The following is a 19,260-nucleotide window of genomic DNA, read 5'->3' as shown; positions in this document are numbered from 1 at the left end:
AAAAGCACAGTTTATGCCACTTTTATTTTTCCTGTTATTCCAAGCGACTAACCACCCAACCTCCACCTCTCATACGGCAATTAAAACCATTTTTTGGTTTAATACACCGATAATAAAGCTCCCTATGCGGCCCCGTGCAATTTCTCTTGCTGGACGCAGACCGGCTCGTCGAGCTACAAGTGCTCCATGAGTGAATACATTGACAGCATATCCGACAATACAGCGAATCCCGTTGTGACCAAACGAGAATTCTCGTTTGCGTCCAAGGAACACCCTTTTCAGCTTGAATCTGGAGCCAGCCTCCCCTCTGTCACATTGGCCTATGAAACCATGGGAGAGCTCTCACCCCAAAAAGACAACGCGATTCTCATTGCACACGCTTTAACCGGAGATTCCCACGTCGCGGGGGTTTATGCCGAAGACGATCTCAAACCGGGTTGGTGGGATATTATGGTCGGCCCAGGGAAACCCATCGACACCGACACCTTTTTTGTCGTGTGTATCAATGTTCTCGGTGGGTGCATGGGATCAACCGGTCCGACAAGTATCAACCCGGAAACCGGAGCACCGTATGGACTGGACTTTCCCGTCGTTACCATCGGTGACATGGTGCGGGCGCAAAAAGAGCTCATCACCCATTTCGGAATACAAAAGCTCCACTGCGTTATCGGTGGTTCCATGGGAGGCATGCAGGTTCTTGAGTGGGCCGTGCGGTATCCGGAAATGGTCGGTTCAGCCATCCCCTTAGCCACCACCGACCGCCACTCCGCACTCAATATCGCGTTTCACGAAGTGGCTCGACAAGCGATTATGTCTGATCCTAATTGGAAACGCGGGTCATACTATGACGGTCCGAAGCCGGCCCACGGTTTAGCTGTTGCTCGTATGATCGGACATATAACGTATTTATCCGATGACTCCATGCGTCACAAATTCGGACGCGCTCTTCAGGATAAAAGTGTCTTTTCATTTCATTTTGGCGTGGATTTCCAGATAGAAAGCTATCTTCGTTACCAAGGCCAAAAATTCGTCGATCGATTTGATGCCAATTCGTTCTTATATATCACAAAAGCCGCCGACTACTTCGATCTCGGACAAACACATGGAGAAGGCTCACTCGTCAAAGCGTTCTCACGGGTCCATTGTCCATTTCTTGTTATTTCATTCACATCAGACTGGCTTTATCCCACATCCATGGCGCGTGGCATGGTGCAAGCCATGAAAAAGAACGGTCTTGATGTGAGCTTTCTCGAAATCGATGCCAAATGGGGACATGATGCCTTCTTGCTGCCCAATGAAAAACTTTCATGTATTATCAAAGGCTTTCTTACGCGACACAACACCCTCTCCTTCCCGGGAGGATGCTAATGCGATTTGATTTGCAAGTTATTGCCTCCTGGATCAGACCCGGCTCACGAGTACTCGACCTTGGCTGTGGAAAAGGCGATCTCCTCAAATATCTTGAGGATCATAAACAGGTCCGGGCAACAGGTATTGAATATGACGAAAGCAAGGTCACAAAAGCGCTCGCTCGAGGACTGGCCGTTCTCCAAGGAGATATCAATCAAGAATTGCAGGATTATGCCGATCTTGCCTTTGACTACGTTATCCTGAGTCAGACGTTGCAGCAGGTTTATAACCCTGCACCGCTTCTCTCGGAAATGCTTCGTATTGCCAGTCAGGGAATTGTCAGCTTCCCCAATTTTGCACATTGGCGATGTCGCTCACAATTATTTTTCGAAGGGTATGCTCCCCGAACCAAAGAGTTGCCGTATGAATGGCACGACACACCGAACATTCGTGTCATCACCCTCAAAGACTTTCGCCGTTTTTGTCGGCAATTTGGATTCGATATCCTTGAGGAAGCAGCCATCAAGACCGACTACCGAGAAGAAACAGGCCAAATCATTTCTCACCTGAGTGGACTCCGGGCGAAATACGGAGTGTTTCTTCTGGGATGTAAAACACACAGACCTGAACAGAAATCTTCACTCGACAGCCCATCTTCCATATAAAAAACGGCTGGGGAATCTTCTCCCCCAGCCGTTATACCGCTGTTATTTCAACCACCGGAGTATACGCTCCGTGGACGAATGGCACTATTCGTCGTCTTTGGCGTCTTTTCTGTTGCAGACAAGTGGCCAAATTTCATCGATCAGTTCAACAGGTTGAATTTTGATTTTTCGACGCAGATCGGCCGGGATATCTTCAATATCCTTTTTGTTCTGCATAGGAATCAAAACACGATCCATACCGGCAGCCACTGCAGCTAGGATTTTTTCCTTGATACCACCAACGGGCAGCACCCGTCCACGCAATGTAATTTCTCCGGTCATCGCAACATCATTGCAGATAGGCACTCCGGTCAACGCAGAAATCAGTGCCGTCACAAGCGTCACCCCGGCCGACGGACCATCTTTTGGCGTCGCACCGGCAGGCACGTGAATATGGACATCAAGTTTTTCGGAAAATTCCGGATCAATGCCCAGTTTCTTCGCTCGCGCCCGTGCAAATGACATCGCGGCCTGAGCGCTTTCTTTCATCACATCGCCCAGTTTACCGGTCAAAATCAACTTGCCCTTGCCCGGCATCGTCGTGACTTCGATATGCAAAATTTCACCACCAACCGGAGTCCAAGCGAGTCCCAAAGCCACACCGGGAGGCAAATCCCGTTCCCGTTCATCCTTCAGGAATTTCGGAATACCGAGCAACTTATGCAGACTCTTAGTCGTCACCGTAAACGGCGGTTTCTCGTCTTCGGCTTTGCGTCGGGCGAGCTTGCGGCAAACAGAACCAATTTCACGTTCCAAATTCCGCAAGCCGGCTTCACGCGTGTACTCTCGGGCAATGGTGGCAATAACCTTATCAGACATGACGACGTCTTCAGGGACAAGACCATTTTCTTCAAGCTGACGGGGCAAGAGATAGCGCATGGCGATTTTCACTTTCTCCTGCTCTGTATAGCCGGGCAATCGAATGATTTCCATACGGTCGAGCAATGCCGCCGGAATGGTGTCGAGCATATTGGCTGTACAAATAAACATGACTTTCGACAAATCGAACGGCACATTCAAATAATGATCGCTGAACGTGTTGTTCTGTTCCGGGTCGAGGACTTCGAGGAGTGCGCTCGATGGATCTCCGCGAAAATCCGAACCGACCTTGTCGATTTCATCAAGCATGATGACCGGGTTTCGCGTTCCGGCCTGCTTGATGCTTTGAATGATACGACCGGGCATAGACCCAATATATGTCCGTCGGTGCCCACGAATTTCTGCTTCGTCGCGCATCCCCCCGAGAGACATACGCACGAATTTCCGGCCAAGTGCCCGTGCAATAGAGCGCCCGAGTGAGGTTTTCCCAACCCCCGGAGGACCGACAAAACACAGAATAGGCCCTTTCATCTTCGGATTGAGCTTCCGTACGCTCAGATACTCCAGGATCCGTTCCTTGACTTTCTCCAGATCAAAGTGATCTTCGTCCAAAATATCTTTGGCCTTGATAATATCAAGCCGGTCCTTGGACATTTTTTTCCAGGGAAGTTCAACAAGCCAATCAAGGTACGACCGGATAACCGTCGACTCCGAGGAGTCTGGATGCATGGACGAAAGACGTTTGAGCTGTTTGTCAGCTTCTTTCTTTACATCTTTGGGTAAACCGGCTTTGTCGAGGGCTTCACGCAACTGATCAAGCTCATCCGAATCCTCAGCCATCTCACCGAGTTCCTTGCGGATCGCTTTGAGTTGCTCACGGAGGAAGAAGTCCTTCTGGGCTTTGTCCATCCCTTCTTTGGCCATTCCTTGAATTTTGGCCTGCATGGACGCCACTTCCACTTCATTGACAAGCTGGGCATTCACAAGGTTGAGCCGCTCCATGGGATCCTCACATTCGAGAATGGCCTGGGCTTCATCCACACGAATACGCAAATTCGATGCAATCAGGTCAGCCAACCGTCCGGGCTCGTTGACACTATTTAATACCGCCATGATATCGGAAGGCGAAATCCCGCGCAGCGACAAAATTTTCTCGCTCTGTTCACGGGCATGACGCATCATCGCTTCTTGCTCAACGCTGATATCGTCAACATCACGCTCTTCAATCACTTCAATATTGGCCATATGGTAAGGATCAGTCTGCTCGAAGCTGAGAGCGCGGGCTCTCGTCAAGCCTTGGACGAGCACCTTGAGCCGACCGTCAGGCATTTTGAGCATGCGCATAATCATGCCGACCGTCCCCACCTTGTACAGATCGTCCGGATCGGGATCGTCGACTTTTTCGTCTTTCTGCGTCAGGATCAAAATGTAGCGGTTGCCATTCAGAGCAGCATCCACAGCCTGGACAGATTTGTCACGGCCAACGAATAGCGGCAAAATCATATAATTAAAGACAACGATATCTCGCACAGGCAACACGGGAAGCTGATCGGGAATTTCCAGGCGCGGTTTATCGGCCTTATCTTCGGATTCCTCTGCATTCAGCTTTTCGGTGGCCTCTTCATCAATAACGAAGAGATTTTTCGGATCGTTGGAATCCACTGGCATAATCATTTCTCCTTTATCCACAGTCCGCACACGGACCAATGGGCATGTGCTATCGCCGGATCTCGAAGGCGAGAGGGACATCGTCGCTGACATGGTCCTGACAATCAACTCTGTCTACCTGAGCCAGCGGAGGACCATGTTCAAGCGTTTTCAAAAATTGGACAAGACGGCTTGCTTCTGCCTGAGCCACGAGTTCAACTCTTCCGTCAGTCATGTTTCTCACCCAGCCGGCAACGCCATATCGACGTGCTTGCTCGCGAGTAAAATATCGGAAAGAGACACCTTGAACCAAACCGGACACCCGGCATTTCATGCACTTGACCATATCGTGTTCCTAAAGCAGTCCCTTGTTTTTGAAACTGAAAAACTCATTATCGGTCACGATCAAATGATCCAGAATGCGAATGCCAATCTCATGTGCGGCCAGTTTAATACGTCGCGTCAGTTCTTTATCTTGCCGTGAAGGCTGAGGATCGCCCCCAGGATGATTGTGAACAAGAACAATACCGCTTGCCTTACTCACCAGTGCAGTACTCAACACTTCCCGAGGGTACACCGCAGCTTGATCAACGGTGCCGCGACTGAGCTGCTCCCAGCCGATGAGACGGTTCTGATTGTCCACCAGGGCAAGCCAAAATTCTTCCGAATCAGCCGGGCCCAACCTTGCTTTGGCCAATTCTGCAACATCTTTTGGGTTATTCACCACGGCCCGTTCAGCAACAGCCTGTTCATTCACCCTGGCCCAAAACTCTCTCCACAATAACCAGAACTGCTCAAATCCTTCGCCGAAGCCGTCAACATCCTTCAGTTGCGCCGGCCTGGCCATAAATACCCCTCGCACCGTTTGAAATTGCTCCATAAGCGCCTTGGCCAACGGCTTATTATCACGCCGTGGGTTGGCATAACTTAAAAGCAATTCCAAGACTTCGTAGTCCGCAAGTCCTCGTGGATTTTCGCGTAAGCGGTCTTTCAATCGCTGGCGATGACCATAGTAATGAGGACGTTCCTTCTTTTTAAGCATGTTTGATCACTTGGGCAAGCATTTCTGGAAAAATAGGGTTTCTTCCCGGTAAAAGCCCATTACACAACGGGTTCTTCCATATATTTTACTGATACAGCCGGTCAAAGGGGTCTTCTTCCCGCAAAGAGCGAAAAGAGTTGGGCTGAAAGTTGCTCCATCGCTTGTTCTGCATGAATTTGACCCGTTTTGACCCCCATTTCGGCCTCCATGGCCAGATCAAACATACGAACAAGCGCAGGTGACCCTAATCGTTTCGCCATGGTTTGCTTTTGTTCCTTCACAAATTGCGGAAGCCGAATAGTTTCATCATCTCCGGTCGCCAACTGCCACATTTGTCTGGCTTCCATGGCAAGCAGTCCGAGAAATTGAAAAATGAGAGAATCATTCCCTGCCAATTGCTCTTTAAAAATCTTTCGCCAGATGTCCGCTGTCGATTGCGGATCCGCAAAAGACCGCAGAAACGTAAACATATCGATTTCCTGGCTATAGCTGACAATCGCAAGGTCGCTCACCTCGATTGTTGTACGCTCTTCAAGCACAAGTTCGATTTTTTCAAGTTCTCGGGCTGCTGCGGCCATGTCTTCAGGTAAAAGCGTGGCCAACGTATCTAACGCGCCACGACCGAACCCAAGCCCACGAGCCGATGCCCAGTCTCGAATGAGTGACGGTAACGTCTTGCGCGTCACTCCCGGTGACTGCCAAACCCATTTCCGTTTTTCAGCAACCTTGTAATACGGTCTGTCGGCAATGGTTTTGGGGACAGACCAATTACGTTTGTCCGGTGTCGGTTCAAGACAGACAAAAAGCCAAATATGGGAATTGAACCCCCGAAGCACAGGAGCAAGTTTCTTCCAAAAGTCAACTTTGAGGTCCTGCGCGCGCCGCAAAACAATGGCTTTATGCTCGGCCAATAATGACGACACCGTCAACGTTTCCCAAAATACATCGGGAATCGAGTCTTCATCGCCAAAGAAGACGATTTTCTTCCACTGCCCTCCTTGTGTTGCCTGTCCCCCATGGCTCTCAAGCATGGAGGCAATGCGAGTCTGAACCATTTCCGGGTCCGGACATACAAGGAAGGAAAAGCCGGGTCTATCCATCGGTGTTCTTCCGTTCACGTTTCATGCGCTGTGCAACAATCTCTTCGCAGGGTTACAGCACCTGCTCCGCCGCATCCAGCCAAACATTGAGACTGGAAGGAGAAAAGATGACCATACCGGCCTGTTTGACCATGCCGGCTTGCAAGCCCTTTTTCAACTCTGTCAATGCAATTCGTGCGGCCTGATCCAAAGGATAGCCGTATACACCGCAGCTCACGGCTGGAAATGCAACAGATTGAACAGCATTTTCTTGTGCGCGCAGCAAACTTTCCCGATAAGCCGACGTGAGCTTTTCCGGTTCGGACTGATTGCCGCCGTGCCAAACAGGACCAACCGTATGAATGATGTATTTGGCGGGCATGTTGAATCCGGGTGTAATCACCGCCTGTCCTGCGGGAAGCCGGCCAATACGGTCAATGATCTCTCGACACGCACCTGGCAGTTGCGGACCTGCCGCCCGATGGATGGCACCATCCACTCCTCCACCGCCAGCGAGGGCCAAATTTGCCGCGTTCACGACGGCGTCTCCTGTAAACCCCGTAATGTCACCCGTTGCGAGAAACAGGGTCGATCCATCAAAATCCCACGTTTTGTGCGTTGTGATACTCATGGAGTCCCTCCTGTTGTGAAATTGGCCAGTTTGTCGTCAATGCGCGGTCCAAGAACGCACAGGCTGGCATTGTCCACAGTAAAGGCAGCAGCAGCCTGCCTGATGTCCTCCAGGCTGACGTGTTCCAAATGTGCCGCGGTTTCCGCATATGAAATATAGGTGTTGAACAGAATTCGATTTCTGGCAAGACGCATCATGCGTTCTTCGGTAGATTCAGTGGATAAAAACAGCAAACCAAGCAAATGTTCCCGCGCGTGGATCAGCTCGTCTTCCGTCACATCACCGGAAGCAATGCGATCAATCTCGTCACGCACCAGCCCGGCGACTTGTAATGTTTTTCCCGGGTCAACAGCCGCGTAAATTTGAAACACACCGCAATCGCGCAAATTATCGACAAACGAGGTTATCGTATAGGCCAATCCACGTTTTTCTCGCACTTCCTGAAACAGGCGTGACGACATGGTGCCCCCCAAAATAGCGCTTAAGAGCGAATGCGTGAAGCGTCGATTATCAGTGGAACCATAACTCGGAAATGCCATGATAAGATGGTTCTGTTCGACCTTACGTTGCACCGGAAGAAACACGGTATTCATACCAGGGACCGGTTCGGAAGCCGGCGCTGGTGATGCAGTCATGCCGCCAAATACCTGGTCACTCATGGTCACAATGGCTTCGTGGTCAATTTGTCCGGTAGCACAAACGAGAATGCGCGACGGTGTATGCATCATTTGCCGATGCTGCTGCAGTGTTTCACGCGTGAAAGAAGAAACACTTTTGGACGACCCTAAAATAGCATGCCCGGCTTTACGATTATCCCACAACGCTTCCCAAAACAGTTCGTGTACCACATCGTCCGGGGTTTCTTCGACCATACGGATTTCCTGCAAAACAACATCGCGTTCCGAGGCAATATCGTCATCGGTCGGGTCGGGATTTTGAACGATATCGCTTAATACCTCGAAGGCATCGGGGAGGTGTTTATCGACAACACGAGTATAATAACAGGTATTTTCCCGCGTGGTAAAGGCATTCGCTAATCCTCCCATGAGGTCGAGCCGTTTTGCTATATCGAGGGCGGATAATGATGTCGTTCCTTTAAAAGAGAGATGCTCCCAAAAGTGAGCCATCCCCTCCTGGTCTGCCTGTTCATGACGGGAACCGGACATTACCCAAATACCAAGACAGGAAGAGCGGACATGAGGAAGACGTTCTGTCGCCACGGCAACGCCATTGTCGAGCCGTGTGAAGCAGGCGGAAGAGGGATCGGTCATAGTGATTTAAATTGCCTTTACGAAGGAAGAGTTGAACAACACCAAGAAAGAATTATTCCCGAAAAAAAGGAATGCCGAGACGTTGGGGGGCAAAAGCCGACTTATGGACGCGTTCGCGCCATGTCGCAAACGCCAAAATAATAATAGTTAGTAAATACGGTAAAATACGCAATAAAGAGAGAGGAATGATTTCGACGCCGATTGCCTGAAAAAAAAACTGCAATGCGGTCAATCCACCAAACAACAAGGCTCCGGCAAACGCACGGACCGGTTTCCACCCCGAAAAGATGACCATGGCCACGGCAATCCATCCTTGACCGCCGGTCATCGATTCTTTGAAACCTGGTGTATACGCCAAAGACAAATAGGATCCACCAAGCCCGGCCAGAAGACCTCCAAAAACAACAGCTCCAAAGCGCATTCGATCAACACCGACACCGCCAGCATCAGCAGCAGCCGGAGATTCTCCACACGCACGCAGCGCTAACCCCGGACGTGTGCGGTACAAGAAAAACCACACTGCCAGACACAATACGGCCGCGGCGTATACCAACACGTTTTGATTGAAAAAAATCGGTCCTACGACAGGGATTGAAGACAATCCCGGCAGCGCGATGTCTCCAAGACGCAGCCCGAGTTTGCCCGTGTATGGCCGCCCCAGAAAATTGGCCAGTCCGACGCCGAACAGCGTTATGGCGATACCGGATAATATCTGATTAACTTTAAAGATAACGGCAAAAACAGCATGAACACAGGCCAGGCAGGCTCCGGCAAGCATGGCCGCGCCACAAGCCAATATCGAATTTTGTGTTGCCATACCGACAACGAATCCAGCCAACGCTCCGAAAAGCATCATGCCTTCCAATCCAAGATTGACGACACCGGCACGCTCGGCCACAATTTCACCTAAACTGGCGAGAAATACGGCAATACTCGACTTCACAGTCAATGCGGCGATAAAAATGAGATCGTTCATGCGACCTCCCGTTTCGCGGCCGACTCGACAGCAAGACGGTTCACGTAATCACCGGCGAGTAAGCTGAGGAGCACAGCAGCTTCCAACACAAGACTGATTGAAGACGGCAAATGAAGTCGGGTCTGCAGATAATCACCACCAACAATAAGAACACCCAATAAAAGTGCGGCAGGTGGAATAGCCAAAGGATGAAACCGGGCAAGACAGGCTGCAATAATGCCGTCATAGCCGTACCCTGCTGCAACACCTTGTTGGAGTCGGTAGTGGATGCCACAAACTTCGAACATGCCGGCGGCTCCAGCGAGAGCCCCGCTAATAAGCAATACGGAAACGATACGCGTGGCAACGGGCATTCCAGCGTAAGCCGCCGCTTTCGGCGACAACCCGACAACACGAATTTCAAATCCCCATTTCGTTAATTTGAGGACAAGATACAGACTCAGTGCTGCAACAAGGCACACCAGTAACCCGATGTGAATACGAGACCCCAAATACCGATCAAGGCGAAACGCTTCGGCAAACATCGCCGTACCGGGAAAACCAAAGCCTTTTGGATCTCGCCAAGGACCATAAAAAAGATGTTCCATCAGTGCGATAGCCACATAATTCAGCAACAATGTCGTAATGATTTCATTGACGCCGATTTTTGCCCTCAGCAATGCCGGACCAAGAGCCCATGCCATTCCTCCCACGGCACCGGCAACAAATATAACCGGGAGACCCAGTGCATCAGGAAGAACAGGCGCAATAAAGAGTGCCGACGCCGAAGCAAAAACGGCTCCCATGACAAGCTGTCCTTCAGCGCCGATATTCCAGAGGTTCATACGGGCAGGGATAGCCACCGCCAGTCCGGTAAAAACCAGTGGCGACGCCTTGATGAGAGTTTCTGAAAGCCGATTCCATGATCCAAAAGCGCCTTCAATCATGACTTCGAAAGCTTGAACAGGATTGGCTCCTAGAGCGGTAAACAGCACTGCTCCCAGTGCAAGCGGCAAACACACCGCCAAACCGGAAGAAAGAAAGGTACGTCGTAACATCATAGCGTAAAAATATGGGCATGGGTGCATCGCCATATCAAGCGCTCTGCACTGTGGCCGTCTCCGTTACCCCCGCCAAAAGCGGGCTGATTCGTTGTATATCTTGAGGATCGTCGGCATTAAGCACAGCCAAAATACGGCCGCGAAACATGATCGCAATGCGGTCGGCGAGCGTCATGGTTTCGCGCATATCTTGTGAAACAAGTAAGACTCCACTTGTTTTTCTCGCGTCGAGTAATGCCTTCCACACGTCTTCCGATGCTCCTACATCCAATCCTTGCGTAGGCTGATGCACAAGCAATACCTCGGGCTTTGCCAAAATTTCCCGGGCCAAAATGAGTTTTTGCAGATTCCCCCCCGAGAGTCGGCCTGCGAGCGTTTGCCATCCGGCTGCACGCACATCGAAATCGACCATGGCGTGTTTCACATCGCCCATGGCCGCGGAAAGACGCATGAACGGCCCGTCGAATCGACGGCGATAACCCGTTAATACGATATTCTCGAGGAGGTTCATCTCGGCGACGGAACCGACATCATGTCGGTCCTCCGGTACATATCCAAAGCCTGCCTTATCAGCCGCGCTCCATCCGCTCGGGTCATAGTGGCGACCGAGAAATCCGATGGTCCCTGTCGAAAAGCGGTTCAACCCAGCCAACGCCTGAGTCAACTCCGCTTGTCCATTGCCGGCCACTCCCATAATGGCCACAATCTCTCCACGTCGAACGGAAAGATCGATGTCGGCAAATGCAGTTCGCCCACGATGATCAAGGCCCGAAGCACCGGACACGGAAAAGACGACATCTCCCGGTGTTACTGTTGGCTTATCTATCTGGAAAATGACTTCTCGCCCCACCATGAGCCGGGCTAAGTTCCGTTTTCCATGTACGGCTTCCGGAGTGGTGCGGGCAACAAGCTTTCCACGGCGTAAAATGCTGATGCGGTCGGCTAAACGTAAGGCTTCGTCAAGTTTATGAGTAATAAAGACAACGGCCCGATTTTCCTGTTTCAGTCGGGCGACAATGTCACAAAATTGCTCGATTTCGGGTTCGGATAAAATGGATGTTGGTTCATCAAAAATAAGGAAGGCCGCGTCACGGTAGAGTAATTTGAGAATCTCAACCTGTTGGCGCTCCCCCATGGAGAGCTCGAAGATCTTGCGATGAGGAGAAATTTCGAATCCAAGACGAGTGGCCAGTGAGGTCACTTTTGCAAGAGCTTGCCGACGACGCGGGAAAAAACCGGTCTCTCCGCCTGCGAGAATAATATTATCAAGAACAGTCAGGTTCTCCACCAACATAAATTGCTGATAGACCATCCCGATGCCCTGAGCCAATGCATCAGCGGGAGAAGTGAACGCCACATCGTTTCCGTCAATGGCAATGCTCCCGGCATCCGGTCGATACTTGCCGGCCAAAATGGACATCAATGTACTTTTGCCGGCACCGTTTTCTCCAAGAAGTGCCAAGACTTCTCCGCGGGCAACCTCCAAGTCAATACGATCATTGGCCGTGACTGGCCCAAAACGTTTGGTAATACCTTTGAGTTCAAGCATGAAAAACACCCTTTGCCATCATACAACATCGTCGCACACGTCGCGTACAACAGAGCTCACCGTCAACGTGACGACAGCGTACTCCCAGAACCAGACTCGTCCCCTCTGACAAGGTGCGACGCGCCCAGGGGAAATGACATGAAAATGAACACAGGACAAGGCAAAGAGCCTGCCCACCCGAGAAGACTACCCCCGGACGGGAGCGGGAAGCGCAGCCAGACTGACAAGCGGTTCAAAAGGGGGAACCGGGCCTTCAGTGGCAACACAAGCCGTCGCCAAAATAGGAGGAACTTCAATATTTTTGAACCGGGCAGCCTCCTCTACCAATTGCGTCAGGGCATCAATAGTGCCTCCAGTGGAAACAACATCATCAAGCAAGATAATGCCGTCCGTCGCATCGGCTAAAATATTGAGGGAACGTTCATACAGGGCCAGAAATTTCCCACCGCTGGTAATGGAATCGGCACCCACCTGAATGACGGGCCGGCGTGAAGGCTCCATATGGGGTTTTATTTTGTTATGCGCAATCGCGATCACATCGAATTCTAATTCTTCGGCGACAACTTGAGCGAGCTGCAATGCTTTTTCCACAGCCGTCAATATGGCGATATTGCGCCCTGGACCGACGGGGAGGAGCGGTCGCAATGCATTCGCCAACAGACGACCAAGATCGCGATTAAGCCGAATTTGTCCCATGAGATCAAGGGACGCAATACGTATTTCACCGTCATCGGCCGGAATGAGGACATAGGGCAATTCCACCGCATAGCCCAAATCAGGCACGATAAAACGATACTTCTCGCCGCTTTCACGGCTTTGCATGATATCCATGACGCTACTCCCCGGGCCGGTCAGATGACCGGCCCGGTCAATACATTGCGTTATTGAGGAAGTGTTCCCTTCACACCTTGAGCTAACCACTGCATCGTCATTAACTCAGGAACGTTCGGTCGTGATCCTTCAGGAATCATGACTTTACCGGACTGGTCTGCGATGGGGCCTTCAAGACTCATGTCATCGCCTTGCTGTATCATCTCAAGCTTCTTCATGACCTTGTCCTGTACCGCTGCCGGGACGGCTTCGCTGAAGGGGGACAGTTGAATCATGTTTTTATTGAACCCTTCGTAATATTCACGGGGTTTCCATTTTCCGTCAATCACCTGCTGAATTGTATCAACATAATACGGTCCCCAATTCCACATGGTGGAGACCAAAGCGCATTTGGCACCAAAGGCAGTTGCATTCGTTCCGTATCCAATAGCAGGAACATTGTTGTTGCATGCGGCAATACTCGAATCCGGTGTATCGGCCATTTGGCGGATAAGATCATGACCGCGCTTGCTCAGCGTATCGGACAACGTCGTTTCATTAATAGGATCGCGCCATGCCTTGAGCCAGACAACAGTATTGACGTCTTCACCGTGCTCGACTCCGGCTTCTTGCAGGCCGGTCAACAATCCGTGGGTAAAGGCATTGATGCCGCGGATGGGTTCAGGAATGGGGTTTGTGGCAACAGTTCCAACATTTTTATAGCCCATAAGCCCAGCCATGTAACCGGCCAAATATTCTCCCTGAACCATACGAGCAAAGTAATTGCCCATATTCGGCCCAGTTTTGTATCCCGAACAATGCTCAAACGCGACCTTGGGGAAATCCTTGGCAACCAACAACATCGGATCCATGTACTCAAACGTCGTTCCGAAAATCAGCTGATAGCCTTGCGACGCATAGTCACGAATGACACGTTCCGCGTCCGGAGCTTTGATGTTTTCTGTATAGCTGACTTCGATTTTGTCTCCGAGTTTTTCCTGGGCATATTTCATGCCGTCGTAATGCGCTTGGGTCCATCCCATGTCATTGATCGTCGACAGAAAAATAAAAGCGACCTTCAATTTTTCAGCACACGCCGGACCAGCAGCCAAGCCCAGCAGCACCAAAGCCAAAACCGTATAGCGGATCAATCGTGGCATAGTGATCTCCTTCGTATTGCACCATAACGCGTGCGTGTTTGTTCCAGAATCAGTGCCGGATTTTGCAGAAGTTGTAAATCAACTGACAAGCTTCCGTGTTGGAAACAAATGTATTATTATGGTTTATTTCCATAACAGAGCCCTTTCACTATCGCTTCCCCGGCCGGCGACTTATAATTCACTGTTTCCCTCTCAATCTCCGCCGGAGGGAACGTTCTTGCTGCGATGCTTACGAAAAAGGGAACGAAACTGATCGTACCGTAAGCCGAGTAACTCGGCCGCTTGTCGTTGTTTGTGCTCGGCTTGAGCCAGCGCGGCTTCGAGATAATGAACTTCGGTGCGCTCTAAGATTGCCTTGAGGTCACACGGAAGTTCTCTCTCAACGGGAACCAGCCCGGAGACGTGTTCATCTGGTAACATTTCAAAGGGACAAGTAAAGGGATCAAAAACGACCGATTCGATACGTTGCCCCTGACTTCTTGCTACGGCTCGCTCCACCACGTTTTTCAACTCACGCACATTTCCCGGCCAGGTATACTTTTCCAAAGCCTGCCGAGCCGATGAAGAAAAGTCGGGTGGCGTATCCATTCCCAATTCAACGGCCATGCGCCCACCGAAATGATCGGTCAAAAGACTGATATCACCATATCGTAAACGCAACGGGGGGACATGCAACACTTCAAAAGCAAGTCGATCGAGAAGATCACGCTTAAAGCTTCCTTTTCGGGCCAATTCACGTAAATTCGCATTGGTTGCGCCAATTATTCGAACATCCACTTTGATGGACTTCGATCCGCCAACCCGTTCAAACATGCCATATTCAACAACACGCAATATTTTGGTCTGAATCGGCAACGAGATGCTGCCGGTTTCGTCCAAAAACAATGTCCCTTGGTCAGCCGATTCAAAACGCCCCAGTCGTTTGCCTCGAGCCCCGGTAAAGGCGCCCTCCTCGTGACCAAACAGTTCGGATTCAAGGAGCGATTCGGTCAATGCAGCACAGTTGACCGTCACCATCGGGCCATCCCAACGTTTTGAAAGATAGTGCAGTTTGATTGCGGCCAATTCCTTACCGGTACCTCGCTCTCCAACAATAAGAACAGGTCGATCGACACGAGACACACGAGAGAGTTCTTCTTGAAACTTCAAGAACGCATCGGATTGCCCCAAAGGCTCCGTTGGAGGTGCCGGGTATGCCATCACAGATCTCCATCGATGCAATCACCACAGATAAGGGAAGAATGTTCCCATGCTATTTCGTACAATGTTTCACGCCCCCCTTGCAAGGACAATACAAACGTCAAGCACCTCTTTTCTGCAGGAACGGACACAACAAGCAGGGCATGAAAGAACGTCTCTCATGCCCTGCTTAATCACCATTGCAATACACGGTGTTGCAATGGTGCTATGTTCTATCGAATGAAACCATTTCACTCAGACATGGTTCAGTCGATAGTACTCCAATATTTGGGTAATGATGTCGGCAGCTCGCTCCCGGTGTGCCCGGTGACTCCGCCCCGCTCGCTCACTATCCCCTCGTCGCATCGCTTCAACGACTTCACGATGTTCGCGGTTGGAGCGTTCAGGTTTAGGCCGAAGACGCAGTGTTAACAATCGAGCGCGATGCGCCTTATCCGTCAAACTGGCGCCGATAGCCGTCAGCACGGAATTTCCAGATAATGACAAAAGCATCTGGTGAAACCGAGCATCAGCTTCAGCCCAGGTATCAAGATCATCATTATCCAAAGCGTCTTCCATTTCCTTCAACAACGCCTCAAGTGCGGATGAAGCCTCATCTTCCAGGCCCACCTTGGCGGCTTTTTCCACAGCCGTGACTTCCAGGCTCGTGAGAACTTCAGAAATCTCAGACATATCTGCTGCCGAGAGTGGAACAACGCGCACTCCACGACGAGGAACAATCTCGACAAGGCCTTCATCACTGAGCCGAATTAGTGCTTCACGAACCGGTGTTCGGCTCATGCCCAAATCATCGGCCAATTGTGCCTCAAGCACCTGATATCCAGGAGGATACCGGACACTCAAAATGTTTTCTTTGATAATAGCATATGCTTTATCAACAAAAGTAACTCGACCGTTTTTTTTGGTATTGCCATCCCAGGCCATACAAGCACTCGCAAAGAAATATGTGAACACGCCAATACATGACGTGATTATTGACCAGCTCTCCCTCCGCAACCCTTTGCGTTTGATCCACCTATACGCACTGCAAAGGGAATAAAGTCTTCAGGTGGTACAACCGGTCAGCCATAAAGAAACGTCGTTGCTCCCATAGGCCAGAAGGCACTATACTGCAAGACTTCATATTGTAACACGCTACGCCAATTATCGAAACACTTTCCTTTCCAGTATTATTCCGAATTAAGAAAAACTCACCTCAGATCTATCAGGAAATTCTTTTCATTTTTTTTTTGCAATCCACGTCAACCTTTCCTGAGCTCTTTCGTTTGAGAATGTAACCACCTGAAAGACTCCGGAGACATCAGGGAAAAGAACAAGGAGTATTCTCATGAATAATTGTCATCAGCTCCAGCTCGGCGCATCAGGTCTGGCTTTCGACCCTCTGACCGGTGATTCTTTCACCTTGAATGAAACCGGCGTCAGCCTCCTGCAAAGCATTATGACTCACAACGGCTGCGTCGAAAACGCCGCCAGTCTGTTAGCGGAAGAATTCGGTATTTCTCCACAGTCCGCTCATAACGATACGGTCGACTTTGTTTCTCGCTTGCATGCCTTCGGAATTCTGTAAGGAAAAACATTATGAAACGCATCACTGTCGGCGTCACCGGAATCAATGCCACGGACAATCCCGGATCGGGAATCGGCGTTGCCCGTAGCCTGCTCGAAACATCGGAACTCGATATTCAACTTGTTGGTCTGTGCTACGACGCCATGGAAACCGGTGCATACATGGATTGGATTATTCCCAGGTCGTACCTTTTACCATACCCGGGAACGAATGGGCGGGAATATGTCAATCGCTTGCTTTCCATATGCACTTCAGCCGGTATCGACATCCTCATCCCAAATCTTGATGCCGAACTTCCTGTGATTATCCGGTATCGAGATGAAATTGAGCGTGCTGGCGTTCGGCTGTTGTTGCCGGATATGACTCGGTTTCAACTGCGCGGAAAAGATCGACTGACGGAAATTGCTACATCCATTGGTCTTGATTTGCCAACAACCAGGCTGGTGTCTTCCCGACAGGAACTTGTTCAAGCGGTAGAAGACATCGACAGTCCTGTCATGGTCAAAGGAATATTCCATAAAGCCTTGCGTGCGACATCAACAGAGGAAGCCCTCTCAGCCTTTGACGACATTGCATCCACCTGGGGATTTCCCGTTATCGTTCAAAAACTCGTCCCCGGCCAAGAACTCAATGTTATTGGTCTGGGGGACGGCAAGGGCTCGCACCTTGGCTTACTGGCTGTCAAAAAAATCAACACGACCAGCCTCGGAAAAATCTGGACCGGTGTTACCGTCCGACATGATGCCATGCTTAAAGCGGCGGCGGAATTCGTTGCTCGATACCGTTGGCCAGGACCATTCGAACTCGAATGTCTCGTTAACGGCGACAATGTTTCCCTTATTGAAATCAATCCTCGGTTTCCTGCCTGGGTCTATTTCGCGACGGGCTCAGGAGTCAATCTCCCGGCTCGACTTGTTCGATTGCTTATGAACATGGAGCAAACAGAACACGAAGATTATCAGGCTGGTAAAATGCTGATTCGCTACACGACGGACCTCGTTACCGATATGACACCGTGGCAAAACTTTCTGATGTCTGGAGAACTGTCATGACGAAAATGTATGTGAAACCGGCGATTGAAAAACTTTCGGCCGGCTTTATGAACACCTATGGACTGATGGCTGACACCGCAATCGCTGTTCGACGCGATATTGATGGGGTGTCCATTGACGACCTGTGCCAACAATTCGGGTCTCCACTGTTTGTTTACTCCGAAAACCGGTTGCGTCATGCCATACGGAACATGAAAAACACGTTTGCCAACCATTACCCCAACGTGGTTACCGCATGGTCGTACAAAACGAATTATCTTCAGGGTATCTGTGGAGTCTTTCATGAGGAAGGCGCTCTGGCCGAAGTCGTTTCAGCCATGGAATATGACCGAGCCCGTGCATTGGGAATTCCCGGTGAAAACATTATTTTCAATGGCCCGGTCAAACCTCTCGACGCCTTGGAACGTGCCGCCAAGGATGGCGCACTGATTCACATTGATCATATGGATGAAATCGACGACCTTGAATCTGTGGCCCAGGCACACAACTTAACCATCAAAGTGGGAATCCGCATCAATCTTGATGCCGGTATTTATCCGCAATGGTCTCGTTTCGGTTTCAATCTCGAGTCGGATCAAGCGCTGGAAGCCGTTCGCCGCATTCATGTTGGAGGCCGCCTGCAACTGAGCAGCCTGCATTGTCATATCGGAACGTATATCCTCGATCCGGCAGCGTACGGCCGGCAGACCGAAAAAATGGTCCGCTTCGCCAAGCATATCGAATCTACCTTTGGCTTTCTTATTGAAACGATCGATATCGGTGGCGGTTTTCCATCGTCGGCCCGCTTAAAGAACAGTTATTTGCCGCCGGATGTCTCCGTTCCTGCCATGGACGAATATGCTTCTGCCATCAGCACATCGCTGTTGGAAGGATTTCCTGCGGGTCGTTTTCCACGACTCGTTCTCGAAGCCGGTCGCGCCCTTGTTGACGACGCCGGTTTTCTCATTACCACCATTGCCGCATCCAGGCGACTGATGGACGGTTCTCGCGCCTACGTGGTCGACGCAGGACTCCATGTGCTCTTTACGTCATTCTGGTACAAGCACGGTCTTGAAATCGACAGGCCCATCACTGGAATTACGGAAAAAAGCGCGATTTACGGATCATTATGTATGAATATCGATGTTCTTGAAGAATCGGTCATGCTGCCTCCGTTGCCTCGTGGAGCCAGATTTATCATGTCACCGGTTGGCGCGTACAACCAAACGCAATCCATGCAGTTCATCCACTACCGACCGGCCGCAGTGATGATTACCCAAGCTGGAGAGCCTAAACTTATCTGCAGAAAAGAAACACTGGAAGATCATCTGATCCGAGAAGCATTATAACAGACGCACAACCGTGCCTTCGATGTCCGAGGAAG

General features: G+C 50.5%; 18 protein-coding genes. 5 read left to right on the top strand and 13 right to left on the bottom strand.

Annotation, left to right across the window (positions count from 1 at the left end; translation table 11 throughout):
- The first annotated feature begins 186 nt into the window (after positions 1 to 186).
- On the top strand, positions 187 to 1,368 hold the full coding sequence (gene metX / locus G451_RS0121800) for a homoserine O-acetyltransferase MetX (protein ID WP_027185910.1): 1,182 nt from the start codon (positions 187 to 189) through the stop codon (positions 1,366 to 1,368).
- On the top strand, positions 1,368 to 2,015 hold the full coding sequence (gene metW, locus G451_RS0121795; RefSeq protein WP_027185909.1) for a methionine biosynthesis protein MetW: 648 nt from the start codon (positions 1,368 to 1,370) through the stop codon (positions 2,013 to 2,015). Before metX ends, metW begins: the two co-directional genes overlap by 1 nt.
- 84 nt (positions 2,016 to 2,099) lie before the next feature.
- Here the strand turns inward: metW and lon are convergent, their stop codons facing one another.
- The 13 genes from lon to G451_RS0121730 form a co-directional block, all read right to left on the bottom strand.
- Positions 2,100 to 4,541 carry an endopeptidase La gene (lon, locus tag G451_RS30985; protein WP_051261759.1) on the bottom strand — a complete coding sequence of 814 codons (2,442 nt, stop codon included), beginning with the start codon at positions 4,539 to 4,541 and terminating at the stop codon, positions 2,100 to 2,102.
- 49 nt (positions 4,542 to 4,590) lie between these two features.
- Positions 4,591 to 4,866 carry an acylphosphatase gene (locus G451_RS0121785; RefSeq protein WP_027185908.1) on the bottom strand — a complete coding sequence of 92 codons (276 nt, stop codon included), beginning with the start codon at positions 4,864 to 4,866 and terminating at the stop codon, positions 4,591 to 4,593.
- A 9-nt stretch (positions 4,867 to 4,875) separates the two neighbouring features.
- Positions 4,876 to 5,562 (bottom strand): RadC family protein, encoded by a 687-nt coding sequence (gene radC / locus G451_RS0121780; protein WP_027185907.1) that lies wholly within the window; start codon positions 5,560 to 5,562, stop codon positions 4,876 to 4,878.
- Between the two features lie 101 nt (positions 5,563 to 5,663).
- On the bottom strand, positions 5,664 to 6,662 hold the full coding sequence (gene holA / locus G451_RS0121775) for a DNA polymerase III subunit delta (RefSeq protein ID WP_027185906.1): 999 nt from the start codon (positions 6,660 to 6,662) through the stop codon (positions 5,664 to 5,666).
- 52 nt (positions 6,663 to 6,714) lie between these two features.
- Positions 6,715 to 7,272, bottom strand: a complete 558-nt coding sequence (locus G451_RS0121770; protein ID WP_027185905.1) for a macro domain-containing protein — start codon at positions 7,270 to 7,272, stop codon at positions 6,715 to 6,717.
- Entirely contained in the window at positions 7,269 to 8,543 is a 1,275-nt protein-coding gene (locus G451_RS0121765; RefSeq protein WP_034643387.1) for a M16 family metallopeptidase, read from the bottom strand. Before G451_RS0121765 ends, G451_RS0121770 begins: the two co-directional genes overlap by 4 nt.
- 52 nt (positions 8,544 to 8,595) lie before the next feature.
- Positions 8,596 to 9,519, bottom strand: coding sequence for an ABC transporter permease (locus G451_RS0121760; RefSeq protein ID WP_027185903.1), 924 nt, complete (start codon positions 9,517 to 9,519; stop codon positions 8,596 to 8,598).
- A complete protein-coding gene (locus G451_RS30980) occupies positions 9,516 to 10,592 on the bottom strand; it encodes an ABC transporter permease (protein ID WP_245587859.1) in 1,077 nt (358 codons plus the stop codon). The genes G451_RS0121760 and G451_RS30980 overlap by 4 nt, the downstream gene beginning before the upstream one ends.
- 1 nt (position 10,593) lies before the next feature.
- Entirely contained in the window at positions 10,594 to 12,108 is a 1,515-nt protein-coding gene (locus G451_RS30975) for an ABC transporter ATP-binding protein (RefSeq protein WP_034643386.1), read from the bottom strand.
- Between the two features lie 186 nt (positions 12,109 to 12,294).
- Positions 12,295 to 12,939, bottom strand: coding sequence for a type I phosphoribosyltransferase (locus tag G451_RS0121745; protein WP_027185902.1), 645 nt, complete (start codon positions 12,937 to 12,939; stop codon positions 12,295 to 12,297).
- Between the two features lie 50 nt (positions 12,940 to 12,989).
- Entirely contained in the window at positions 12,990 to 14,078 is a 1,089-nt protein-coding gene (locus tag G451_RS0121740; protein ID WP_027185901.1) for a BMP family ABC transporter substrate-binding protein, read from the bottom strand.
- Between the two features lie 192 nt (positions 14,079 to 14,270).
- On the bottom strand, positions 14,271 to 15,278 hold the full coding sequence (locus G451_RS0121735; protein ID WP_027185900.1) for a sigma 54-interacting transcriptional regulator: 1,008 nt from the start codon (positions 15,276 to 15,278) through the stop codon (positions 14,271 to 14,273).
- Between the two features lie 234 nt (positions 15,279 to 15,512).
- On the bottom strand, positions 15,513 to 16,202 hold the full coding sequence (locus G451_RS0121730) for a GntR family transcriptional regulator (protein WP_027185899.1): 690 nt from the start codon (positions 16,200 to 16,202) through the stop codon (positions 15,513 to 15,515).
- A gap of 403 nt (positions 16,203 to 16,605) precedes the next feature.
- On the opposite strand from G451_RS0121730, the gene G451_RS0121725 reads away from it, so the two are divergent.
- The 3 genes from G451_RS0121725 to G451_RS0121715 are packed head-to-tail and all read left to right on the top strand — an operon-like array spanning position 16,606 to position 19,225.
- Positions 16,606 to 16,845 carry a PqqD family protein gene (locus G451_RS0121725; RefSeq protein WP_027185898.1) on the top strand — a complete coding sequence of 80 codons (240 nt, stop codon included), beginning with the start codon at positions 16,606 to 16,608 and terminating at the stop codon, positions 16,843 to 16,845.
- A gap of 11 nt (positions 16,846 to 16,856) precedes the next feature.
- A complete protein-coding gene (locus G451_RS0121720) occupies positions 16,857 to 17,897 on the top strand; it encodes an ATP-grasp domain-containing protein (RefSeq protein ID WP_034643385.1) in 1,041 nt (346 codons plus the stop codon).
- Complete coding sequence (locus G451_RS0121715; protein WP_027185896.1) at positions 17,894 to 19,225, top strand: alanine racemase; 1,332 nt, start codon at positions 17,894 to 17,896, stop codon at positions 19,223 to 19,225. The genes G451_RS0121720 and G451_RS0121715 overlap by 4 nt, the downstream gene beginning before the upstream one ends.
- The last annotated feature ends 35 nt before the right edge of the window (positions 19,226 to 19,260 follow it).

The sequence above is a fragment of the Desulfovibrio inopinatus DSM 10711 genome (assembly GCF_000429305.1).
Lineage (GTDB): Bacteria > Desulfobacterota > Desulfovibrionia > Desulfovibrionales > Desulfovibrionaceae > Alteridesulfovibrio > Alteridesulfovibrio inopinatus.
This window is presented reverse-complemented; position numbering and strand designations above follow the sequence as displayed.

Bases quoted from the DNA above. Each gene is read 5' to 3' on its own strand.
- G451_RS0121740 (WP_027185901.1), bottom strand. From the start codon at position 14,078: ATGCCACGATTGATCCGCTATACGGTTTTGGCTTTGGTGCTGCTGGGC.
- lon (WP_051261759.1), bottom strand. From the start codon at position 4,541: ATGCCAGTGGATTCCAACGATCCGAAAAATCTCTTCGTTATTGATGAA.
- G451_RS30980 (WP_245587859.1), bottom strand. From the start codon at position 10,592: ATGGCGATGCACCCATGCCCATATTTTTACGCTATGATGTTACGACGT.
- G451_RS0121735 (WP_027185900.1), bottom strand. From the start codon at position 15,278: ATGGCATACCCGGCACCTCCAACGGAGCCTTTGGGGCAATCCGATGCG.
- metW (WP_027185909.1), top strand. From the start codon at position 1,368: ATGCGATTTGATTTGCAAGTTATTGCCTCCTGGATCAGACCCGGCTCA.
- G451_RS0121745 (WP_027185902.1), bottom strand. From the start codon at position 12,939: ATGGATATCATGCAAAGCCGTGAAAGCGGCGAGAAGTATCGTTTTATC.
- G451_RS0121770 (WP_027185905.1), bottom strand. From the start codon at position 7,272: ATGAGTATCACAACGCACAAAACGTGGGATTTTGATGGATCGACCCTG.
- holA (WP_027185906.1), bottom strand. From the start codon at position 6,662: ATGGATAGACCCGGCTTTTCCTTCCTTGTATGTCCGGACCCGGAAATG.
- G451_RS0121720 (WP_034643385.1), top strand. From the start codon at position 16,857: ATGAAACGCATCACTGTCGGCGTCACCGGAATCAATGCCACGGACAAT.
- G451_RS0121785 (WP_027185908.1), bottom strand. From the start codon at position 4,866: ATGGTCAAGTGCATGAAATGCCGGGTGTCCGGTTTGGTTCAAGGTGTC.
- G451_RS0121760 (WP_027185903.1), bottom strand. From the start codon at position 9,519: ATGAACGATCTCATTTTTATCGCCGCATTGACTGTGAAGTCGAGTATT.
- metX (WP_027185910.1), top strand. From the start codon at position 187: ATGAGTGAATACATTGACAGCATATCCGACAATACAGCGAATCCCGTT.
- G451_RS0121730 (WP_027185899.1), bottom strand. From the start codon at position 16,202: ATGGCCTGGGATGGCAATACCAAAAAAAACGGTCGAGTTACTTTTGTT.
- radC (WP_027185907.1), bottom strand. From the start codon at position 5,562: ATGCTTAAAAAGAAGGAACGTCCTCATTACTATGGTCATCGCCAGCGA.
- G451_RS0121765 (WP_034643387.1), bottom strand. From the start codon at position 8,543: ATGACCGATCCCTCTTCCGCCTGCTTCACACGGCTCGACAATGGCGTT.
- G451_RS30975 (WP_034643386.1), bottom strand. From the start codon at position 12,108: ATGCTTGAACTCAAAGGTATTACCAAACGTTTTGGGCCAGTCACGGCC.
- G451_RS0121725 (WP_027185898.1), top strand. From the start codon at position 16,606: ATGAATAATTGTCATCAGCTCCAGCTCGGCGCATCAGGTCTGGCTTTC.
- G451_RS0121715 (WP_027185896.1), top strand. From the start codon at position 17,894: ATGACGAAAATGTATGTGAAACCGGCGATTGAAAAACTTTCGGCCGGC.